Origin of the sequence: Paenirhodobacter sp. CAU 1674 (assembly GCF_029222945.1) — a bacterium.
Lineage (GTDB): Bacteria > Pseudomonadota > Alphaproteobacteria > Rhodobacterales > Rhodobacteraceae > Rhodobacter.
This window is the reverse complement of the sequence record NZ_JARHUH010000001.1, coordinates 131,691-147,486: the sequence shown is the minus strand read 5'-3', so window position 1 is coordinate 147,486 and position 15,796 is coordinate 131,691. Positions and strand designations below refer to the sequence as shown.

The 15,796-nt window shown below is 67.3% G+C and carries 11 protein-coding genes; 8 read left to right on the top strand and 3 right to left on the bottom strand.

The genetic code is table 11. The features are described from left to right. Window positions 1-42 precede the first annotated feature (42 nt). On the top strand, window positions 43-1,668 hold the full coding sequence (locus tag P2G62_RS00680) for a ribonuclease J (RefSeq protein WP_275733208.1): 1,626 nt from the start codon (window positions 43-45) through the stop codon (window positions 1,666-1,668). A 169-nt stretch (window positions 1,669-1,837) separates the two neighbouring features. On the opposite strand, the gene P2G62_RS00675 is transcribed toward P2G62_RS00680, so the two are convergent. Beyond that, window positions 1,838-3,367 (bottom strand): DEAD/DEAH box helicase, encoded by a 1,530-nt coding sequence (locus tag P2G62_RS00675; RefSeq protein ID WP_275732921.1) that lies wholly within the window; start codon window positions 3,365-3,367, stop codon window positions 1,838-1,840. A gap of 199 nt (window positions 3,368-3,566) precedes the next feature. On the opposite strand from P2G62_RS00675, the gene P2G62_RS00670 reads away from it, so the two are divergent. From P2G62_RS00670 to P2G62_RS00640, 7 genes are all read left to right on the top strand, one after another. Beyond that, the gene (locus tag P2G62_RS00670) at window positions 3,567-5,444 is read left to right on the top strand and encodes a sodium:proton antiporter (RefSeq protein ID WP_275732920.1); all 1,878 of its coding nucleotides are present in this window, start codon (window positions 3,567-3,569) and stop codon (window positions 5,442-5,444) included. 132 nt (window positions 5,445-5,576) lie between these two features. Then, entirely contained in the window at window positions 5,577-7,322 is a 1,746-nt protein-coding gene (gene argS, locus P2G62_RS00665) for an arginine--tRNA ligase (protein WP_275732919.1), read from the top strand. A 58-nt stretch (window positions 7,323-7,380) separates the two neighbouring features. Then, entirely contained in the window at window positions 7,381-8,418 is a 1,038-nt protein-coding gene (locus P2G62_RS00660) for an SPOR domain-containing protein (protein WP_275732918.1), read from the top strand. Next, window positions 8,418-9,416, top strand: a complete 999-nt coding sequence (locus tag P2G62_RS00655) for a glycoside hydrolase family 3 N-terminal domain-containing protein (protein WP_275732917.1) — start codon at window positions 8,418-8,420, stop codon at window positions 9,414-9,416. Before P2G62_RS00660 ends, P2G62_RS00655 begins: the two co-directional genes overlap by 1 nt. Continuing rightward, on the top strand, window positions 9,409-10,209 hold the full coding sequence (locus P2G62_RS00650) for a ScpA family protein (RefSeq protein ID WP_275732916.1): 801 nt from the start codon (window positions 9,409-9,411) through the stop codon (window positions 10,207-10,209). The genes P2G62_RS00655 and P2G62_RS00650 overlap by 8 nt, the downstream gene beginning before the upstream one ends. Continuing rightward, window positions 10,206-10,844 carry an SMC-Scp complex subunit ScpB gene (gene scpB / locus P2G62_RS00645; RefSeq protein WP_275732915.1) on the top strand — a complete coding sequence of 213 codons (639 nt, stop codon included), beginning with the start codon at window positions 10,206-10,208 and terminating at the stop codon, window positions 10,842-10,844. Before P2G62_RS00650 ends, scpB begins: the two co-directional genes overlap by 4 nt. A gap of 10 nt (window positions 10,845-10,854) precedes the next feature. Beyond that, window positions 10,855-11,064: a hypothetical protein gene (locus P2G62_RS00640; protein ID WP_275732914.1), complete on the top strand. Its 210-nt coding sequence runs from the start codon at window positions 10,855-10,857 to the stop codon at window positions 11,062-11,064. 23 nt (window positions 11,065-11,087) lie between these two features. Here P2G62_RS00640 and P2G62_RS00635 read toward each other — a convergent pair whose 3' ends face one another. Together P2G62_RS00635 and P2G62_RS00630 are read right to left on the bottom strand one after the other, a co-directional pair. Then, window positions 11,088-14,633: an efflux RND transporter permease subunit gene (locus P2G62_RS00635; protein ID WP_275732913.1), complete on the bottom strand. Its 3,546-nt coding sequence runs from the start codon at window positions 14,631-14,633 to the stop codon at window positions 11,088-11,090. Continuing rightward, window positions 14,630-15,742, bottom strand: a complete 1,113-nt coding sequence (locus tag P2G62_RS00630; RefSeq protein WP_275732912.1) for an efflux RND transporter periplasmic adaptor subunit — start codon at window positions 15,740-15,742, stop codon at window positions 14,630-14,632. Before P2G62_RS00630 ends, P2G62_RS00635 begins: the two co-directional genes overlap by 4 nt. Window positions 15,743-15,796: the final 54 nt, after the last annotated feature.

Genomic DNA, 15,796 nt, shown 5'->3' with positions numbered 1-15,796 from the left:
CGGCTGATCTATCTTCCTTTGGGCGGGGCCGGTGAAATCGGCATGAACGCCTATGTCTATGGCTATGGCGCCGAAGGGAAGGAACGGCTGATTGTCGTCGATCTGGGCGTGACCTTCCCGGACATGGACGGCTCGCCCGGGGTCGATCTGATTATGGCCGATGCCGGCTGGCTGGAAGAGAACGTCGACCGGATCGAGGCGGTGTTCATCACCCACGCCCACGAAGACCACATCGGCGCGCTGCCGCATCTGTGGCCGCGTCTGAAGAAACCGATCTATGCGCGCCGCTTCACCGCCAAGATCGGGGCGCTGAAACTGGAAGAGGCGGGCATCGCCTCGGATCAGATCCATGTGGTCGAACCGCGCCCGCAGGTGATCGAGGCGGGCCCCTTCAAGGTGCAATTCGTCCCGGTCAGCCATTCGATCCCGGAAAGCTCGGCCCTGGTGATCGACACGCCCGCGGGGCGCGTGGTGCATACGGGCGATTTCAAGCTGGATGGCAACCCGATCGTGGGCGAGGCCTTCGACCCGATGCTGTGGCACCAGATCGCCAAGGAAGGTGAGGGCGTCAAGGTTCTGGTCTGCGACTCGACCAACGTCTTCTCGCATCAGCCGGGCCGGTCGGAGGCCACGCTCGCCGCGCCGCTGACCGAGCTGATCGCCGCGCAAGAGGGCATGATCGTCGCCACCACCTTCGCCTCGAACGTGGCGCGACTGAAAACCCTGGCCGAGGCCGGGCGCGCCGCGGGCCGTTCGATCTGTCTGCTGGGCCGTGCGATGAAAAAGATGGTCACCGCGGCTGAAGAAACCGGCGTGCTCAAGGGCTTTCCGGGCACGATTCCGGCCGAACAGGCGGTGGAAATCCCGCGCAACAACCTGATGCTGATCGTCACCGGCAGCCAGGGCGAACGCCGCGCGGCCTCGGCCCAGCTGAGCCGCGGCAAATATCTGGGGCTGGAGATGAAGGAAGGCGACACCTTCCTGTTCTCGTCGAAAACCATTCCGGGCAACGAGCGCGGCGTGATCCGCATTATGAACGCGTTTTCGGAAATGGGCGTCGATGTGGTCGATGACCATGGCGGCAAATACCATACCTCGGGCCATGCCAACCGCCCGGACCTGGAGGCCGTGCACGACCTGCTGCGTCCGAAAATGTTGGTGCCGATGCATGGCGAACACCGCCACCTGCGCGAACATGCCAAGATCGCGATGTCGAAAGGGATCGCCTCGGAAGTGGCCACCAATGGCACGATGCTGGACCTGACCGGCGATGCGCCGAAAGTGGTCGAGTACATCGAGGCGGGCCGCACCTATCTGGATGGCTCGGTGCTGATCGGGGCGCTGGACGGCGTGGTGCGCGACCGGATTCGGATGGCGCTGAACGGTCATGTGCTGATCACCGTCATCATCGACGAGGACGACGTGCCGCTGGGCGATGCCTGGGTCGAGCTGATGGGCCTGCCCGAGACCGGCAAACGCGGCGTGCCGCTGGCCGATCAGATCGAGGACGAACTGGCCGAATTCCTGGAACGCGCGCCCGACAAGGTGCTGGCCAATGACAGCAAGATGGACGAGGCGATCCGGCGCATCGCCCGCCAGGTCTCGATGGAAGAGATCGGCAAGAAGCCCGAAGTGACCGTCGTCGTTTCGCGCCTTCTGGCGGAATAACGCCTCCGGCGGGGATATTTGGACCAGAGAGATCGTGCATTCTTTCTGGCCGAAATATCCCCCGCGGAGCGGCCCCCCGCGCCAAAGGCGCTTTGCGTAAATGGGAAGCGCATGAAAAAGCCCCGGCCGCGTCACCGCGCCGGGGCTTTTGTTTCTGTCTAGGGCACGATCAGCTCTCGCTGGTCTCTTCGACCTCGTCGGCGGTGGGCTCAGCCGGTTTCGTCGTGCGGAAGCTGCGCAGGATGAAATCGGGTACGTGATCGCCCATGCCGACCACGGCGGGGCCGTTGTCACGGTTGCGCCCGCCACGCTCGCGGCGGTCTTCCCGGCGATCCTCGCGACGTTCTGCGCGGTCTTCGCGGACGGGGGTGGCGGCCGGGGCTTCGGCGACGACGGGTTCGAAAGGCACCATCGGCGCGGGCGGCGCGCTGCTTTCCTTGGGCGTGCGATCCCGGCCACGCGACGAACGCGAACGCGACGAGCGCCCGCCGCGGGGTTCGCTTTCGTCCCGCGGACGCGGCGCACGGGTCGCTGCCTCGCTCAGCGAGAAGCCCTCGGGCAGTTCCGCGCGCGGGATTTCCATTTTCACCAGCGCCTCGATCTGGCTCAGGTATTTCTCGTCGGCAGGGCTCGCCAGCGAGATCGCGGTGCCCTTGCGCCCGGCCCGCCCGGTGCGGCCGATGCGGTGGACGTAATCTTCGGCATGGCTGGGCAGGTCGTAGTTGAACACATGGCTCACGGCCGGAATATCAAGCCCGCGTGCGGCCACGTCCGAGGCGATCAGCAGTTGCAACGAGCCGTCGCGGAAGCTGTCGAGGGTTTTCATCCGCTGGCTTTGTTCCAGGTCGCCATGGATCGGGGCGGCGTTGAACCCATGCGTTTTCAGCGATTTGGCGACGATGTCCACATCCGACTTGCGGTTGCAGAAGACGATCGCGTTGGTGCAGGCCTCTCCCTCGGCACTGATCAGTGCGCGCAGCAGCTCGCGTTTTGCTTTGGCGGTCTGGTCGCGGCGTGCGGGGGTGATCTGCACCAGTTTCTGGGTGATCGTCTCGCTGGTGGTGGCCTGACGGGCCACCTCGATGCGCGCGGGCGCGTGCAGGAAGGTGTTGGTGATCCGCTCGATTTCCGGCGCCATCGTGGCGCTGAAGAACAGCGTCTGGCGGGTGAAGGGCGTCAGCTGGAAGATCCGCTCGATATCGGGGATGAAGCCCATGTCGAGCATCCGGTCGGCTTCGTCCACCACCATGATCTGCACGCCGGTCAGCAGCAGCTTGCCGCGTTCGAAATGGTCCAGCAGGCGCCCGGGCGTCGCGATCAGCACGTCGACGCCACGGTCGATCAGCTTGTCCTGTTCGCCAAAGGACACGCCGCCGATCAGCAGCGCTTTGGTCAGTTTCGTGTGCTTGGCATAGATATCGAAGTTTTCGGCCACCTGGGCGGCGAGTTCGCGCGTCGGGCACAGCACCAGGCTGCGCGGCATCCGCGCCCGCGCCCGGCCCTTGGCCAGCAGGGTGATCATCGGCAGGGTGAAGCTTGCCGTCTTGCCGGTGCCCGTCTGCGCGATGCCCAGCACGTCCTTGCCTTCCAGCGCATGCGGGATCGCCCCGGCCTGGATCGGCGTGGGGGTTTCGTAGCCCGCTTCGGAAATGGCGGTCAGGACCTTGGGGTCCAGTTTCAGATCAGAAAATTTGGTCATTCGCGTCCTATGTGCGGTATCGGACCGCAGGGTGAAGGGACGCAATGTTCGGGCGCCCCGGTCTTGTCCCGCCGGATGCGGGTGGGCATGTGCTAGCCGATCTGTGCAAAAAGGTCAATCAAGGCGCAACTGCGGGCGTGGGTGCTTGCATCGGGTCCGCGAACCTGCCTTGTTTGGGCGAACTGGAGGACGGCAGACGATGGCGACAGAGGTGGCGGCAGGGCTTGGCCCGGTGATGGCTTTCGCGCTGGTGGGGGTCTGCGGGGTCGGGGCGCAGTGGCTGGCCTGGCGGCTGCGGCTGCCGGCGATCGTGCTGATGCTGGCGGTTGGTCTGCTGGTCGGGCCGGGGCTGGGGCTGCTGATCCCGGCGCGGGATTTCGGCGCGCTGACCGGGCCGTTGATTTCGCTGGCCGTGGCGGTGATCCTGTTCGAGGGTGGGCTGAGCCTTGATCTGCACCGGCTGGGCGATGCCCGCGCCGGGGTCAGGCGGCTGGTGCTGATCGGTGCGCCGCTGGGGTGGCTGATGTCGACGCTGGCGCTGGTCTATGCTGCAGGGCTGAGCTGGGAGGCCGCCACCGTCTTTGGCGGCATCATGATCGTCACCGGGCCGACCGTGATCGCGCCCCTGCTGCGGCAGGCGCGGCTGGCGCGTCGCCCGGCGCAACTGCTGCAATGGGAAGCGATCGTCAACGATCCGATCGGCGCGCTGGCCGCGGTGCTGGCCTTCGAGGTGGTGCTGGTGCTGCATTCGGGGCTTGGTGTGACCGAGGCGGTGCTGGATCTGGCCATTGGCATCGGTTTTGCGGCCGCTCTGGGGGCCGCTGCGGGCTATTTCGGCATCGCCCGGGCGTTCCGGCGCGGGCTGGTGCCGGAATACATGAAGGTGCCGGTGCTGTTCGTCACGCTGCTTGCCGTTTTCGCGGTCTCGGATGCGGTGCTGCATGAAAGCGGGCTGCTGGCGGTGACGGTGATGGGGCTGGTGATCGCCAATGCCGATCTGCCCTCGATGACGGAACTGCGCAGGTTCAAGGAACATGCGACCGTTCTGCTGGTCTCGGGGGTGTTCATCCTGCTGGCGGCCGGGCTCGATCTGGCGCAGGTCGCGCAGCTGGACTGGCGCGCGGCGGCTTTCGTGGGGGCGGTGATCCTGCTGGCGCGGCCCGCAACGGTGCTGCTGGCGCTGCTCGGCACGGCGTTGCCCTGGCGCGAGCGGGCCTTCATCGCGCTGACCGGCCCGCGCGGGGTCGTGCTGGTGGCGGTGGCGGGGCTGTTCGGGCAGCGGCTGGCCGAGGCGGGCGTGGCGGATGGCGCGCGCATCGGGCCGCTGGCCTTCATCCTGGTGCTGTCCACGGTTGTGCTGCACGGCTTCACGCTGGGGCCGATGGCGCGGCGCTTCGGGCTGGCCGGGACGGATGCGCCGGGGCTGCTGATCGTGGGCGGTTCGCGCTTCACCACCGATCTGGCGCAGACCCTGGCCAAGGCCGATCTGCCGGTGCTGATCACCGATCCGAACCACGCCCATCTGATCCGCCCGCGCGCCGCCGGTTTGCGCACCTTCTATGGCGACGTGCTGGGCGAGGCGGCCGAGGACAGCATCGAATTGCTCAGTTTCGGCACGGTGCTGGCGGCGACCGACAATGACGCCTACAACACGCTTGTGGCTACCGATCTGGCGCCGGAGCTGGGCCGCGAGGCGGTCTGGCAGATCGCCCGCCAGAAGGAAGACCGCCCGCGTCATGCACTGCCCAAGCAACTGGGCGGGCGGCCCTTCGGTGGCGGGCGCACGCTGGCGGCGTTCGAGGATCTGCTCGATCAGGGTTGGCGCTTCCGCCTGACCCGCCTGACCGAGGAATACCGGCTTGACGACTGGCGGGCCAAACGTCCCGGGGCGCTGGCGATCTTGCGCATCGACGCCAAGGGCGCGCTGCGCTTCGTCAGCGACACCGACACGATGAAAGCCGAGCCGGGCCAGCGCATTCTGGCGCTGCTGCCGCCCGAGGCGCAGGATGCGCCCGTCGTTCCGCAACCCGCAGCATCTGATACGCCCGCCCCGGCCCCGGCCGCACCGCTGCCTTGAAGGGGCGGCCGGACAGGGCAGATCGCGCGGCGGTTGCGGGCATCCCTGTGGTGCGGGCGGCCCGTGTCCCGGGCTGACCATTGACGCGGGACGCTGGCTCTGGCAGGGGAAGGGCAACGAAGGATGCCTGAAATGAACCTCTTTGCCGATATCCGCGGTGCCGTGATCGCCGCGCTGGACACCCTGATTGCCGAAGGGCAGCTGCCCGCGGGCCTTGATTTCGCCAATGTGGCGGTGGAACCGCCGCGCGATGCGCTGCATGGCGATATGGCGACCAATGCCGCGATGGTGCTGGCCAAGCCCGCCGGTCTGAAGCCGCGCGACATCGCCGAGGCGCTGGCCGCGAAGCTGGCCGCCGATCCGCGCATCGCCGCGGCCGAGGTGGCGGGCCCGGGCTTCCTGAACCTGCGGCTGGAGCCGGGCGTCTGGGCCGAGGTGCTGCGCGCCGCCCTGACCGCGGGTCCGGCCTTCGGGCGTTCGACGCTGGGGCGGGGCGTTCGGGTCAATGTCGAATATGTCTCGGCCAACCCCACCGGCCCGATGCATGTGGGCCATACCCGGGGCGCGGTCTTTGGCGATGCGCTGGCGGCCCTGCTGGATTTCGCGGGCTACGATGTCACGCGGGAATATTACATCAACGACGGCGGCGCGCAGGTCGATGTGCTGGCGCGCTCGGCCTATGAGCGCTATCGCGAGGCCTGCGGGCTGGAACCCGAGATCCGCGAGGGGCTGTATCCCGGCGATTACCTGATCCCCGTGGGCGAGGCGCTGAAGGAAAAATACGGCACCAGCCTGCTGGACAAGCCCGAAGAGGACTGGCTGGCCGACATCCGCACCTTCGCGACCGACGCGATGATGGATATGATCCGGGCCGACCTGGCGCTTCTGGGGGTGAAGATGAATGTCTTCTCGTCCGAAAAGGCGCTTTACGGCACCGGCCAGATCGAGGCGGCGCTGCAGCGGCTGGAAGATCTGGGCCTGATCTATACCGGCACGCTGGAGCCGCCGAAAGGCAAGCTGCCCGAAGACTGGGAAGAACGCGAACAGGTGCTGTTCCGCTCGACCGCGTTCGGCGATGACGTGGATCGCCCGGTCAAGAAATCGGATGGCAGCTGGACCTATTTCGCCCCCGACATCGCCTATCACTGGACCAAGATCGCGCGCGGCTTCGATCAGCTGATCGACGTGTTCGGCGCGGACCATGGCGGCTATGTCAAGCGGATGAAGGCCGCCGTCGCGGCGCTGAGCGAGAACAAGGTCTCGCTCGACATCAAGCTGATCCAGCTGGTCAAGCTGTTCAAGAATGGCGAACCCTTCAAGATGAGCAAACGCGCGGGCACTTTCGTGACGCTCCGCGATGTGGTCGAGCAGGCGGGGGCAGGGGTCACCCGGTTCCACATGCTGACCCGCAAGAACGACGCGCCGCTGGATTTCGATTTCGACAAGGTGCTGGAACAGTCCAAGGACAACCCGGTCTTCTATGTGCAATATGCGCATGCCCGCGTGGCCTCGGTGCTGCGCAAGGCGGCGGAACTGGGCATCGACGTGTCCGACGCCGCGCTGATCGGCGCCGATCTGTCGCGTAACACCCACGAGGCCGAACTGGCGCTGGCCAAGAAGATTGCCGAATGGCCGCGTCAGGTGGAAATCGCTGCGCGCGCGAACGAACCGCACCGGATCGCGTTCTTCCTGTATGACATCGCGTCGGACCTGCACGCGCTGTGGCATCGTGGCAATGACGAACCCGGCCTGCGCTTCGTGCAGGACGGCGACGTGGCCGCGACCTCGGCGAAAATCGCCCAGGCCCGGGCCTGTGCCGTTGTTATTTCCGCAGGCCTTGCTATTCTGGGCGTGACCCCGGCCGAAGAGATGCGCTGAAGCGCGCCGCCGCCGGGTGATTGGCAGTAAGGCCGGGCGAGCCGGCGGCGAGGCAGAGATGGCGAGCATGCAGTACCGCAACAGCGGCGCTTACGGCTATGACGGCGCGGAGCCTTCCGCGCCGCAGCCCGTCGTGGCCCCCGCATCGCGTCTGGTGCAATATGCCGGGGCGGCAACCTCGATTGCGTTGATCCTTGGTGTGGTGGTCTGGGGCTACAAGCTGGCGGTGCGCGATGTGACCGGGGTTCCGGTGATCCGCGCGCTGGAAGGGCCTGCCCGTATCGCGCCCGAAGATCCGGGTGGGGATCTGGCGCGTCATGTCGGGCTTTCGGTGAATGCGGTGGCGGGCACCGGGGTGGCCGCGCCTGCCCCCGATCAGGTCATGCTCGCCCCCGAGCCCGCCGATCTGACCGACGCCGACCAGCCGATGACGAAACTGGCGCCGCTACCCAACCCGCGCCGTCCCGCGCCCGAGGCTGTCCCGATGCCCGCCGCGGCGCCCGCGCTGCCGGTGGCCGATCTGCCGGCGGGTGCGACGGCCTTGGCCCTGCAGCCCGAGGCGCTGCCCGATGCCGAGGCCGCGCAGGCCGAGGTCGAAGGGGCGGCCGTTCTGCCCAATGAGACAACCGCGCCCGATCCCGCCGCCGAGGCCACGGTTGAAACCGCTGCCATGCCGCAATCCGCCGATGCGATCCCGGTCACGGTGCCGGGCGTCACCGCATCGCCGCGCCCGCTGCCGCGTCCGGCGCTGGATCTGGTGGCCGAAAGTGCCGCCGCCGAGGTCGCTGCGGCCCTGGGCGGGGCGGCGCCCGAGGTGGTCGATCTCGACCCCGCCAGCCTGCCCGAAGGCACCCGGCTGGTGCAACTGGGCGCCTTCGACAGCCCTGAAATCGCGCGCAAGGAATGGGACCGGGTCGCAACCCGGTTCGAGGCGCTGATGGCCGGCAAGAAACGCGTGGTGCAGCAAGCATCCTCGGGCGGACGCACCTTCTACCGGCTGCGCGTGCAGGGCTTCGACAATGTCGACGAGGCGCGCCGGTTCTGCGCGGCGCTTGTCGCCGAACAGACCAATTGTATCCCCGCGCTGGTGCGCTGATGACCGCTGGCGCCACGATTTTCGGCTGTGCCGGACTGCGCCTGGGCGCCGACGAGGCCGCGTTTTTCCGCGACGCCGACCCCTGGGGCTTCATCCTGTTTGCCCGCAATGTCGACACCCCCGATCAGCTGCGCGCGCTCTGTGCCGATCTGCGCGCTGCGGTGGGGCGCGACGCGCCGATCCTGATTGATCAGGAAGGCGGTCGGGTGCAGCGTCTGCGCGCCCCGCACTGGCGCGAATGGATGGCGCCGCTTGATCAGGCTGCCTTGCCCGGTGCCGAACGTCACCTGTGGCTGCGGGCACGCCTGCAGGCCGCGGAATTGCGCTCGGTGGGGATCGACGCCAATTGTGCGCCCACCTGCGACATTGCCGGGCCGCGCACCCATCCGTTTCTGCGCAACCGCTGTTTCGGCACCGATGCCGCCACCGTCACCCGCAATGCCCGCGCCACCGCCGAAGGCCTGCTGGCGGGGGGCGTTCTGCCGGTGGTCAAGCATATCCCCGGTCATGGCCGGGCCGAGGCTGACAGCCATCTGCACCTGCCCGTGGTGGATGCGCCCGCCGAGGAATTGGCGGCCAGCGATTTCGCGCCCTTCGCCGCGCTGGCCGACATGCCGATGGGGATGACCGCGCATATCCGCTACACCGCCTTCGACGAGGCCCCCGCCACGCAATCGCCCCGGATGATCGGGCTGATCCGCGAGCAGATCGGGTTTCAGGGCCTGCTGATGACCGACGACATCGGGATGGAGGCGCTGGCGGGCAGCATGGCCGAACGCGCGCACGCCTCGATCGCGGCGGGGTGCGATGTGGTGCTGCATTGCAAGGGCGATCTGCCCGCCATGGTTGCCGTGGCGGGGGCCGCCGGAACGATGACGCCCGCCGCCGCCACCCGGGCCGAAGCGGCACTGGTGCAACGCGTGGCGCCCGAGGCGGTTGACATGTGCGCGCTGGAGGCTGAACTTGAAAGCCTTCTGAATGGCGCGGAGCATGGCTGAACCCGAAACCCATCTGTTCGAGGCACAAAGCATCAGCGACCGGCTGCAGGCCGAGGCGCTGATCGTCGATGTCGAGGGGTTCGAGGGGCCGCTCGACCTGCTGCTGACGCTGTCGCGCACGCAGAAGGTGGACCTGCGGCGGATTTCGGTGCTGCAGTTGGCCGAACAATATCTGCGTTTCGTCGACAAGGCGCGGGCGCTGCGTATCGAACTGGCGGCCGATTATCTGGTGATGGCGGCCTGGCTGGCGTTTTTGAAATCGCGCCTGCTGCTGCCGCCTGAACCGGGTGCCGAAGGCCCCAGTGCCGAAGACATGGCCGCGCATCTGGCCTTCCAGCTGGAGCGGCTGGCGGCGATGCGCGAGGCGGCGGCGCAGCTGATGGCGCGCGATCGTCTGGGCCGCGATTTCTTTGCCCGGGGGCGCAGCGAAGAGGTGGCGCTGGTGCGTCAGGTTCGCTATTCGGCCAGCCTTCTGGATCTGATGCAGGCCTACGCCCGGATCCGCACACGCGACGAATTCCGCCCCTATGCGTTTGATCGCAAGGATGTTTTCACAATGGAACAGGCGCTGGACCGGATGCGCGGGCTGATCGGGTTTGCCGGCAGCTGGACCGATCTGGTCAGCTATCTGCCCGAAGGCTGGGGCGGTGATCCCAAACGCCGCCGCTCGGCCACCGCGGCCACTTTCGCGGCCTCTCTTGAACTGGCCAAGCAGGGCCATATCGAGATCCGCCAATCCGAAACCTTCGCGCCGATTTCTATCCGCGCCCGCACTACACCGCGCAGCACATGACCGACAAAACCGCCCCCTCGCTGTTTGACGCCCCGCCGATCGCCGAGCAGGAGCGCATGGTCGAGGCGATCCTGTTCGCCTCGCCCGAGCCCGTGAGCCTGCGCGAGATGGAAGAACGCATGCCCCATGGCTGCGATCCGGCCGAGGCGCTGGCCCATCTGCGCCGCCGCTATGAAGGGCGCGGTGTGCGGGTGGTCAAGGTCGGCGAGGCCTGGGCGCTGCGCACCGCGCCCGATCTGGCCTTCCTGATGCAAAAGGAAACGGTCGAGCATCGCAAGCTGAGCCGTGCGGCGATCGAGACGCTGGCGATCATCGCCTATCATCAGCCTGTGACCCGCGCCGAGATCGAGGAAATTCGCGGCGTCGCGGTCAGCCGGGGCACCATCGACCAGTTGCTGGAGATGGACTGGATTCGCTTTGGCCGCCGCCGGATGACGCCGGGCCGCCCGGTAACCTTTGTCGTGACGCCCGAGTTTCTGGACCAGTTCGGTCTGGAATCCGCGCGCGACCTGCCGGGGCTGAAGGAACTGCGCGCGGCCGGGTTGCTGGACAGCCGCCCGATGCCGGGCACGGACCGCGAGGAGGACGAGGCCGACGCCAGCCTCAGCGGCCAGTCGGAACTTTTCGAGGAATGAAGAGGACGCAATGACTTTGGACCGGCTGATTACCACGGCGATCAACACGATCATGCGCCGCCTGCTGAACCTTGGCATCACCAAGGGCATCGACATGGCGGCGGGCAAGGGCAAATCGCAGGCCCAGATGACACCCGAGGAACGCAAGCAGGCGCAAAACGCCCGCGCGGCGGTGAAACGCGCGCGCCAGGCCGCCCGGATCACCCGCCGCCTGCGCTGAGGCGCGCGAGGCGCGATTTGCGCTCAGGCGGGGCCGTGCGGCAGGGCGGGCGGCGTCTTGTCCTGGCTGATCTGCGGCTGGTCTTCCCACAGGATCTGCGCCCCGCCCAGTTTTCGGGTCGCGCGTTCCAGCGCCAGATCGCGGGCGGCGCGGCTGTCATTGCCCTGCAGGAAGGCCGACAGCGCGTGCAGGCTGCGATAGGCGCCGCGCCCGAACCAGATGCGGATCGCCAGCAGCGCGGGCGTCAGGATCAGCGTCAGCACCGTGGCGATACCCAGCCCGAAGACCACCGCCGTTGCCAGTTGCTTCCACCACAGCGCGGTCGGGCTGTCGACCGAATAGCCGCCGTTAAAGAAATCGAGGCTCAGCCCGAACATCATCGGCGCCAGCCCCGCCATCGTGGTGATCGTGGTCAGCGCGACCGGGCGCAGGCGTTGTTCCGCAGTGCGGATCACCGCCTCGATCGGGGGCATGTAGCGGGAAAATTCCTGAAATGTGTCGATCAGGATGATGTTGTTGTTCACCACGATCCCGGCCAGCGCGACGATGCCGACCCCGGTCATGATGATCGAAAACTGCTGGCCCATCACCAGCATGCCGACCAGCACCCCGGCGGTGGACAGGATCACGGCCAGCAGGACCAGCACCGCGTTGTAAAAACTGTTGAACTGCGCCAGCAGGATCACGAACATCAGCGCCAGCGCACCGGCAAAGGCGGTGGTCAGGAAGGCCTGGCTTTCGGACTGGTCGACCATGTCGCCCGCCCATTCCCAACTGACCCCGGCTGGCAATTGCGCCTCTGTTTCCAGCCATTTGCCCAAGGCCGCGATCCGCTCGTTGCCGTTGATCGGCGCGCCTGCGTCATTCACCAACCCGTCGAGCACATCGGCCTTCACGTCGAAATAGCGGGTCTGATCGACCCGGTCGATGCGCCCGAGTTTCGGCACCGGGGTGCGGGTGATGAAATTGGCCAGCGGCACCAGCCCCTGCGCGGTGCGCAGTTTCAGCGTATCGAGCGTGCTGAGAACCCGGTCCCCTTCGGGAAGGCGCACGCGGATGTCGATTTCCTCGTCCGAGCTGTCGACCCGCATCGTATCCAGCAAGATGCCGCGCGTGACCAGCTGCACCATCCCGCCCACGGTGGCGACATCCGCGCCGAAGCGGCCTGCGCGGGTCACGTCCACGTCGATTTCCCAGTCGATGCCGGGCAGGGGGCGGGTGTCCTCGATCGCGGTGATGCCGCGCATGCCGGCCAGATGCGCCTCGACATAGTCGACCGCCTGTCCGAGCGTGGTGAAATCGTCGCCCTTCAGGCGCAACTGGATCGGCTTGCCCGAGGCGGGGCCGCGGTCCTGCGCCAGAAACTCGGCCTTGATCCCGGGGATCGTGCCGATCCGGGCCATGATGCCTTCCATGATCTGCTGGCCGGTCTGAAAGCCCGGATCGTCGCGCCGGTCTTCCCAGCGGGTCATTTCGACCTGGATCTGGCCGATGGTGTCACGCGGGGCGACGGCGCCGCCGGTGTTCTGATTGAGCCCGCCTTCGCCCGCGAAGGAAAACACCGCCGCCACGCCCGGTGTGCCCAGAACCTGCGCCTCTGCCGCGCGCAGAAGCGTGTCTTTTTCGTCCAGGCTCAGGTTGCCGCGGGCGCGGACATAGATGATGCCCTGTTCGACCTCGCTGTCGGTGAAGAACTGGGTGCCGTTGTTGTGCTGGCCGTAATAGCCGAAGATGAAGACGACCGCGCCGACCACCGCGGCCAGAACCACCAGCGGCATCACCGGGTTGCCCGCGATGGCGGCGGTGAAATGGCCAAACAGGCGGCGCTGATAGGCCGGTTCGACCGGCTGCGGCCCGCGCGCGGGCCGGAGGGCCGTAAAGGCGACCGAGGCGGCCATCGTGGCCAGCGTGAACAGGATCGCCCCCGGGATCGCCGCGCGCCAGCCGCTGCCCTGAACGCCCAGCAGCCCGGGGTTAAGAAGCGCCAGCCCCCCCACGAACACCCCCGCCAGCGCCACAGACGCCAGCGCCAGCCGCGCGGCCAGCGGCCAGCCCGCGAAAACCTGCGCGATCATGTGCAGGCGGCGCGAAATCCGCCCGGCGACGCCGCCCACAACCGGCACATAGATCAGCGCAACGACCAGACTGGCCGACAGCACGAAGATGATGGTCACGGGCAGCATCCCCATGAACTCGCCCGGCACGCCCGGCCAGAACAGCATCGGCAGAAAGGCACACAGCGTGGTGGCGGTCGAACTGACTACGGGCCAGAACATCCGCCGCGCGGCTTCGGTATAGGCGCGCATCGGGCCGGCGCCTTGGGCGATCCGCATGTCGGCATATTCGACGATCACGATGGCGCCATCAACCAGCATCCCCACCGCCAGGATCAGCCCGAACATCACGATGTTGGAAATCGCCACCCCCATTGCGCCCAGCAGAAGGAAGGTCAGCAAAAACGAGGTCGGGATCGAGAAGCCGACCAGCAGCGCCGAGCGGGTGCCCAGCGTCGCCAGCACCACGATCATCACCAGCGCAATCGCGGTCAGCACAGAGCCTTCCAGCTGGCTGACCATCGCGCCCACGGTCTTGGACTGATCGAGCGAGACACCGACATCCACCGCCTCTTGCAGGGCGGCGGGCCAGCGCGCCTGTTCTGCCGCCACCGTGTCGCGCACCAGCGCCACCGTGTCGATGATGTTGTAGCCCTTGCGCTTGACGATCTGCAGCGCGACGGTCGACTTGCCGTTGAAGCGCGCGGTGCCGGTGCGGTCCTCGAAGGTCAGCCGGATTTCGGCCAGATCGCCCAGTGTCACCACCCGTTCGCCATTGGTTTTCACCGGCAGGGCGTAGATGTCGGCAGCCGTGTCGAAACTGGACGGGATCTTGACCGAGAAGGCACCGCCCGGGGTTTCGATCTCGCCCGCCGCGATCAGCTGGTTGTTTTGCTGCACCACCGCAATCAGTTCGGGCGCGGTGACGTTATAGGCCTCCAGCCGCAGCGGGTCGATCAGCACCTCGACCATTTCATCGCGGTGGCCTGCCAGCGTGGCCTCGAGCACGGGTTCGAGCCCTTCAAGCCGGTCCTGCAACTCCTTGGCCAGCCGCAGCAGGGTGCGTTCGGACGCGCGGCCCGACAGGGTGACGACGACCACCGGAAATTCCGAGAAGTTGATCTCGTTGATCGTGTATTTCTCGGCCCCGTCCGGGAATTTGCCCTCGGCCGTGTTCATCGCATCGCGCACATCGGCGATGATCTTGGTCTTGTCCCAGCCGAAATCGAATTCCAGCATCAGCCCGGCATAGTTTTCCAGCGCGGTGCCGGACATGGTTTTCAGCCCGTCCAGATCGGCCAGTTCGGTTTCCATCGTCTTGACCAGCAATTTCTCGCTGTCGGCGGCGGAAATGCCGGGGAAGGGGACCGAGATGAACAGCGTCGGGATTTCGATATCCGGCTCGCCTTCCTTGGGCAGGCCGGTATAGGCGAACAGCCCTGCGATCACCGTCATCGCGACGAAGGCCAGGACCATGCGCGCCCGGGCGGCGGCCCAGTCGATCAGCCCGCTCATTGTTGCGGCTCCGGCACCGTTGCTGCGGGGGGCGTGTCGCGCAGGGTGACGGTTAGCGCGGTGCCGTCGGTCACATAATCCTGCCCGACCACGATCACGTCGATCGCCGCGGGCAGGCCGGTCAGCCACACGCCCTCGGGGGTGTCGCGCAGGAAGGTGGCGGGCAGGAAGCGCGCCACGCCATCCTGCGCGACCCGCAGCCCCAGATCGCCCGCATCGTTCAGCGTCAGCGCCGAAGCCGGCAGGAAATGTGCCTGCGTGCCCTCGGCCATGATCCGCATCTCGACGGTCTGACCCTCGCGGATCGTGCGGTCGGGGTTGTCGACCGCGGCCTCGATGCGGAAGGTGCGGGTGGTGGCATCGGCGGACCGTGACAGATAGGTGACCTGCCCGGTCACCTCGCGCCCCGTCGCCAGCCGTGCCGCGACCGGGGCCCCCGGCGCGATGCGGTCGATTTCGGTTTCCGCCACGAAGCCCACCAGCCGGATCGGGTCCAGCGCAATGACCGTGGCACACAGGCTGCCCGCGCTCAGCAGGCTGCCCAGTTCGGCGCTGTCGTCTTCCAAAATCCCGTCGAAGGGCGCGGTGATGGTCAGCCGCCCGATTTCGCGCGTGGCGGCCTCCAGCCCGGCCTGTGCCTCTTGCAGGCTGGCCGTGGCCGCCGCCGCGGCGGTCTCCGAGCGATAGCCGCCCGCCTGCAGCTTTTCGGCGGCGGTGGCGTTCAGCTGCGCCTCTGTCAGTTTTGCGCGCGCCTCGGCCAGGGCCGCCAGCCGGGTGCCGGGATCAAGCTGGCACAGCACATCGCCGGCCCGCACCTCGGCGCCGCGCCGCAACGGGTCCGAGATCACCCGCGCGCTGGTTTCCGAACGCACCTCGACCCGGCGCGCGGCCTCGGTCTGGCCGCGGGTCAGCACCGCCTGATCGACCGGGCGCGCGACCGAATGCACCGCCTGCACCGCCACCGCCTGTTGCGGCGGCGCCTCGGCGGGGGTGGCGGTTTCGGGGGCCGGGGGGCTGCCGACAAATCCCATCAGCCGGTCGCGTTCGAAGACCAGTGCGTAGAGCGTTGCACTGACCAGAACCGCGTTGACGAGGGGAATGAATTTCATCGGAAGGCTCCGGATTTACAATACAGAAACGGGTGTTTTACGGGGCCACAATGA

What these genes read in the sequence shown, in the direction of transcription:
- P2G62_RS00680 (WP_275733208.1), top strand. Translation starts at nt 43, where the DNA reads ATGAACGCCTATGTCTATGGCTATGGCGCCGAAGGGAAGGAACGGCTG.
- P2G62_RS00675 (WP_275732921.1), bottom strand. Translation starts at nt 3,367, where the DNA reads ATGACCAAATTTTCTGATCTGAAACTGGACCCCAAGGTCCTGACCGCC.
- P2G62_RS00670 (WP_275732920.1), top strand. Translation starts at nt 3,567, where the DNA reads ATGGCGACAGAGGTGGCGGCAGGGCTTGGCCCGGTGATGGCTTTCGCG.
- argS (WP_275732919.1), top strand. Translation starts at nt 5,577, where the DNA reads ATGAACCTCTTTGCCGATATCCGCGGTGCCGTGATCGCCGCGCTGGAC.
- P2G62_RS00660 (WP_275732918.1), top strand. Translation starts at nt 7,381, where the DNA reads ATGGCGAGCATGCAGTACCGCAACAGCGGCGCTTACGGCTATGACGGC.
- P2G62_RS00655 (WP_275732917.1), top strand. Translation starts at nt 8,418, where the DNA reads ATGACCGCTGGCGCCACGATTTTCGGCTGTGCCGGACTGCGCCTGGGC.
- P2G62_RS00650 (WP_275732916.1), top strand. Translation starts at nt 9,409, where the DNA reads ATGGCTGAACCCGAAACCCATCTGTTCGAGGCACAAAGCATCAGCGAC.
- scpB (WP_275732915.1), top strand. Translation starts at nt 10,206, where the DNA reads ATGACCGACAAAACCGCCCCCTCGCTGTTTGACGCCCCGCCGATCGCC.
- P2G62_RS00640 (WP_275732914.1), top strand. Translation starts at nt 10,855, where the DNA reads ATGACTTTGGACCGGCTGATTACCACGGCGATCAACACGATCATGCGC.
- P2G62_RS00635 (WP_275732913.1), bottom strand. Translation starts at nt 14,633, where the DNA reads ATGAGCGGGCTGATCGACTGGGCCGCCGCCCGGGCGCGCATGGTCCTG.
- P2G62_RS00630 (WP_275732912.1), bottom strand. Translation starts at nt 15,742, where the DNA reads ATGAAATTCATTCCCCTCGTCAACGCGGTTCTGGTCAGTGCAACGCTC.